The sequence below is a fragment of the Mesorhizobium sp. M7A.F.Ca.AU.001.01.1.1 genome (assembly GCF_004022735.1).
Lineage (GTDB): Bacteria > Pseudomonadota > Alphaproteobacteria > Rhizobiales > Rhizobiaceae > Mesorhizobium > Mesorhizobium ciceri.
Window position 1 is genome coordinate 1,017 of the sequence record NZ_RZPF01000015.1, and the last position, 5,242, is coordinate 6,258.

Below are 5,242 nucleotides of genomic sequence, written 5' to 3' on the forward strand. Positions count from 1 at the left end.
GCCAAAAGGACGCCAGCCACCGCCGACGACGCGCCCTTGTCGCCGGAGGAGCGGGATTTTTAGGTTCGCATCTGTGCGAACGTCTTTTGCGGGACGGATACGACGTTGTCGCGCTGGACAATTTCCACACCGGCAAAAGATACAATCTCAATGCCCTTCAGCGCAATCCGAGCTTCAGCTGCATCGAGCACGACATCGTCGATGCACTGCCTTCGGACCTTCAGTGCGACGAGATCTACAATCTCGCCTGCCCAGCCTCTCCGCCGCACTACCAGGCAGATCCGATCCACACCTTCAAGACAAGCGTGCTTGGCTCGCTGAACCTTCTGGAACTCGCGCGACAGAACAAGGCCAAGATATTCCAGGCCTCGACGTCCGAAGTCTATGGCGATCCCTTCGTGCATCCACAGCCCGAGAGCTACTTCGGCAACGTCAATACGCACGGGCCGCGCTCCTGCTACGATGAAGGCAAGCGCTCGGCCGAAACCCTGTTCTTCGATTATTCGAGAACCTATGGTCTCGATATTCGTGTCGCCCGCATTTTCAACACCTACGGTCGCCGCATGCAGCCCGACGATGGACGTGTGGTTTCGAACTTCATCGTCCAGGCGCTGCGCGGCGAGGACCTGACCGTCTATGGCAGCGGCCAGCAGACGCGCTCCTTCTGCTATGCCGACGACCTGATCGAGGGCTTTATCCGGCTGATGAATGCGCCGAACGCGCCCGCCCACCCGGTCAATCTCGGCAACCCTGCCGAATTCACCATCATGGAACTGGCGACGCTGGTCGTCGATTACACCAACGCCCGATCGAAGATCGTGCATCGGCCGCTGCCCGTCGACGATCCCAGGCAACGCAAGCCGGACATCTCCTTTGCCAGGGCTAATCTCGGCTGGGAGCCGAAAATCAGCTTGAGCCAGGGGCTCGCGCGTACCGTCGAGTATTTTGATACCCTGCTCTACGGAAGTCACATCGCCAGAGGAGCTGCTGCTTCATGAGCCGGCCGGCGGTCCTGGTGACGGGTGGAGCCGGCTTCATCGGCAGCCACACCTGCAAGCAGTTGGCCGCCGCCGGCTACATGCCGGTGGTTTTCGACAATCTGAGCCGCGGCAATGAGAGATCCGTCGCCTGGGGGCCGCTTGTCGTCGGCGATATCCGGGATCGGGATGCACTGCGGCGGGCGATGGAAACGCACCGGCCGACGGCCGTGATCCATTTTGCTGCGCTGGCCTATGTCGGAGAGTCCGTTCGCGAGCCGGCCGAATATTATTCGACCAATGTGACAGGCACCATCGCGGTGCTCGATGCCGCACGCGCGAGTTCGATCGAAAACATCATCTTCTCCAGCAGCTGTGCGACCTACGGCGTGCCGGAGGCGTTGCCGGTTCGCGAGACCTCCTCGCAAAATCCGATCAGCCCCTATGGGCGCACCAAGCTGATGGGTGAACAGATCATCGGCGACTATGCGTCCGCGTACGGAATGAAATTTGCGATCCTGCGCTATTTCAACGCTTGTGGCGCCGATCCCGATGGCGAGCTCGGTGAGTGGCATTCGCCGGAAACCCATCTGGTTCCCAGAGTGCTCATGGCCGCATCGGGCATCATCGACGCGATCGAGGTTTTCGGCACCGACTACGACACGTCGGACGGCACTTGCGTAAGGGATTATATCCACGTCACCGATCTGGCCCGCGCCCACCTGAAAGCGCTCATGCATATCGAGGGTGGCGGGCGAAGCCTTGCGGTCAATCTCGGCACAGGGCGGGGCGTCTCCATCAAGGAGATTGTCAAGGCGGTCGGCCGAATCACGTCGAGGCCGGTTCCGGCAGTGTTCAGGAGCCGACGCGCCGGAGATCCGGCGGAGCTCTACGCCGACCCGGGAAGCGCACGCGAACATCTTGGCTTTGTGCCGGAGCTTTCAGACATCGATACGATTGTCAGGACGGCCGCTCCCTTTTTCGGACTGAAGACCAGGCCCATGAAACTGCCGCCAGTGAGGGCGGCAGCGCCGGTCGTCGCCCGACGGGTCAGAGATAGCGGGGGTGACAGTTCGCGCGCTGGCCAAATCCGCTAGGGCTGCAGATATAAGGCGAGCCGCCCGAGAACGTGCTGCCATCGCCCGGATTGAACGAGATGTTCACCGGCGCCGGCGTGCTGGCTTTGATCCGTTGCGGCGGTGCAAAGGCGTAGGCACTTTCGGTCCCTATTGTGCTTGTCATCTGGATCGGAAGGTCGGCCCGGAGCGAGCGCACGAGAAATCTGGCCTGCACGGGCTGGACCGAGGGCTGACTGCGGACCGGGTGGACGATGGGCCTGATAAGGACCGAACCGGTTTCAGTTGCGTCCATACCTTGACAACCTGCAACCATAGAGCTCAGCGCCACAGCCGCGGCAATAGATACGACATTCTTGCTTGAGCGAAATACGCTCGCGGAATTTCTCATCCTCTGTCCCTTGCTATCAAGTATAAGCCAGGGGCGCATTGCGACATACTATACTTGGGCCGCTTCCACGCCGCATGAGTGACCACTCGCACATCACACGTTATATTAGATATCACTAATTATTAAATTTCATCAAAACCGTATGGCAGGCCATCGTCTTGTCGTCCAGGCGATGCAGTTGAATGCGACTAAATGCGCTCGGCGCGCCGAGCGCCTGCCGAGCCACTCAACCATAAGCGATTCGCGGGTTCCACGACAGGCGCACGGGAAGAACAGCCCGGCCATCTCAGCGCGGCCGGAAGCGCGGCCTACTTTTTGGCATCGACCAGCTTGCGGGTCACTTCGAACTGCGCGCCCTTGGTGTCGCCTGCTTCGAATTTCTTGTATTCGTCGGAAGGATCCTCGGGAGATCGCTTGAAACCGTACCATTCCCCGTCCGGATCCTTGCGTTGCTCGATATTCAGGCCCTGAATGCGGTGGCTGTAGCAGGTGCGGTGCTGCTCGCCGGTGTAACCTTTCGATCGCCAGGCGAGCTCCATGCACATCTTGCCATCCTTGGTCACCAGCCATCTACCCTCCGCGACAGACGTGGTGTCCTGCCCGGACGTCCAGGCCTGGAGACGTCGATTGTCCTGCGCGAAAAAGGCCGCGCCGTTTTTCCATATCCATGTGCGGTCGGCATAAAGAAGCTGCAGCTCGTAGGCAGTTGGAGCCGGTGCGATGACCGTTCCCGCTGGTCTGCCGTCTTTGGCGGCAGCCGCATGCGCCGTTCCCGAAAGCGCCGTCTGGCCGCAGAGGGCCAGGAGAAACATGAGTTGCATACAAGTTGCGAACCGACAATGTTTGCGTCGACCGTCGACACCATGCGGTGGCAATCCGGTCAGAGCTGTCAGTACAATTGGCGTTCGCATGCCCGTTTTGCCCAAGGTAGCACTATCATCGCTCTGACAGCCGTATGAACTATTTAACAGTCGCGAGAACGGTGATGTCAACCTTTGCGAGCGGACGGACAACAACCGTTCCAGATGTGCGCATCCCGCTGTCGTCAAAATTAAGAAATGTGTCATATGCTCTGCCAACTCTGACAATCGCACTCAAAAGCAACATCCGCAGACGTCAGGGAGGACGCGGTTTCAAATGGCGGGCGACCCGGAATTGAACCAGGCCGAAGGTCAGCAATACCGGCAGCAGTCGACCGTCCGGGAAACGACTGCTCGCAACACCGTGAGCCCCAACATGGCGATCTTGCTGGGGATACTGTTCATTGCGATCCTGTTCAGGTTCCACAACATAACCTTGCCGCTGGTCGATGCCTTCAGCTGGCGCGAAACAAGTACCGCGATGATGGCCGACAATTTCCAGCAGCGCAGCTGGAACATCTTCTTCCCCGAGGTCAGCTGGACCGGGCCCGGGCCAAGCTATCAGGGCCGCGAGTTCCAGATCGTCAGCTATCTGACCGCCATACTCTACCAACTCTTTGGCTGGCACGACTGGTTCGGCCGCATGATTGCGGCCCTTTTCGGCTTGGTGACGGTGTTTTCACTGCACAGATTAACGGCGCTATGCTGGGGCGAGACGCACGCCCACGCCGCGGCACTTGCCTATGCGCTGATGCCGGCGGCGATCATGATCGACAGCTCGTTTCTTCCCGACCCCTCGATGCTGGCTCTGGTAACCTTGGGCGTCTGGCTTTTCACGAAATACTGGACGGGAGGCAGCGCGTGGCTGCTCCCTTTCGCCACAGCCAGCTTTTCCCTCGGTGTGCTTGCAAAACCACCGGGTTTGGCTGCTGGAGGCGTCATATTCTATCTGATGGTTTGCTGGCTTTTGCAAAATCGGCGAAAGCATGCGGCCAAAGTATTCATAAGCGGACTGGTCAGCCTGTTCGTCATCGGCGCCTACTACAGCTGGGCCATTTATCTCGGGCGAACCTATCCGCCCTTTCATGTCGCGGGCAGCGGATACATCTGGGATTCTGGATTCTGGACGTTTTTCAGCAACGATTTCTATTTCAAATCTGTTTGGAACACGTCGGTCTGGTGGTTTTATGGCTATCCGTTCATGATTTTGATGGCGGTCGGATTCTGGATACCGCCCCAGCCAGTCGCGGAATCGAAAGAACGCGCTCTTTCGGCCATACCTTTCATATGGCTTGCAGCGGCCTCTGTTGTTTATCTCGCTGCGGCACGTGAGATCACGACCAATCCATGGAACTATCATATATTCCATGTGCCATTTGCGATGTTTTGCGGCCGTGGCGCGGTCGTCCTGGCGACGCTTGGAGCCAAAACCGTTCCGTCTCCTGGGATAATTCTGCGGTCGATTTGCATCGTGGCCGCTATGCTTGTCTGGTCGACTTTTCCCCTCGTCCGGACGATGAAGGCGCCCTTCGCCATGAATGGAAAGTTGCTTGGCGACGAGCTGGCGCGCAGGGCCCAACCTGGCGATCTTGTCGTGGCCATCGCTCCGGAGGTGGGAGATCCCGTCGCAGTCTATTACAGCAGGGCGCGCGGGTGGGTGTTTCCGCCTGGTGGCGGCGACGTGGAGTGGTCCAGGTTCGTCGAGGACGATGCCATCGCGATAGCACAGCTTGAGGAACTTCGCACGCAAGGCGCGGATTGGTTCGGCGTGGCAAAGGATGCCGAAGACAGTCAGAAACGGCCGTTCATCGAGCATCATGACGGGGTGATCGACTATCTCAACAAGATCGGGACCAAGCGGCTGGATTCGGACAACCTCCTGATTTATGAAATCAGCCGGCCTTGATCTGGTCAGGCCGTTGGGCTTATGGGCTGGGG

The 5,242-nt window shown here is 59.0% G+C and carries 4 protein-coding genes; 3 read left to right on the forward strand and 1 reads right to left on the reverse strand.

Going from position 1 to position 5,242, the window contains the following annotated elements; genetic code table 11:
• Positions 1 to 998, forward strand: a 998-nt coding sequence (locus EN884_RS02125; RefSeq protein ID WP_164894910.1) for a UDP-glucuronic acid decarboxylase family protein, incomplete at its 5' end; no start/stop codon positions are given.
• Entirely contained in the window at positions 995 to 2,074 is a 1,080-nt protein-coding gene (galE, locus tag EN884_RS02130) for a UDP-glucose 4-epimerase GalE (protein ID WP_013532494.1), read from the forward strand. The genes EN884_RS02125 and galE, both read left to right, overlap by 4 nt.
• Before the next feature lie 678 nt (positions 2,075 to 2,752).
• Here galE and EN884_RS02140 read toward each other — a convergent pair.
• Complete coding sequence (locus EN884_RS02140) at positions 2,753 to 3,370, reverse strand: DUF995 domain-containing protein (protein ID WP_245321910.1); 618 nt, start codon at positions 3,368 to 3,370, stop codon at positions 2,753 to 2,755.
• Positions 3,371 to 3,581: 211 nt separating this feature from the next.
• Here EN884_RS02140 and EN884_RS02145 point away from each other — a divergent pair, with 211 nt between their 5' ends.
• Positions 3,582 to 5,210 carry a glycosyltransferase family 39 protein gene (locus tag EN884_RS02145; RefSeq protein ID WP_013532497.1) on the forward strand — a complete coding sequence of 543 codons (1,629 nt, stop codon included), beginning with the start codon at positions 3,582 to 3,584 and terminating at the stop codon, positions 5,208 to 5,210.
• The last annotated feature ends 32 nt before the right edge of the window (positions 5,211 to 5,242 follow it).

What these genes read in the sequence shown, in the direction of transcription:
- galE (WP_013532494.1), top strand. Translation starts at nt 995, where the DNA reads ATGAGCCGGCCGGCGGTCCTGGTGACGGGTGGAGCCGGCTTCATCGGC.
- EN884_RS02145 (WP_013532497.1), top strand. Translation starts at nt 3,582, where the DNA reads ATGGCGGGCGACCCGGAATTGAACCAGGCCGAAGGTCAGCAATACCGG.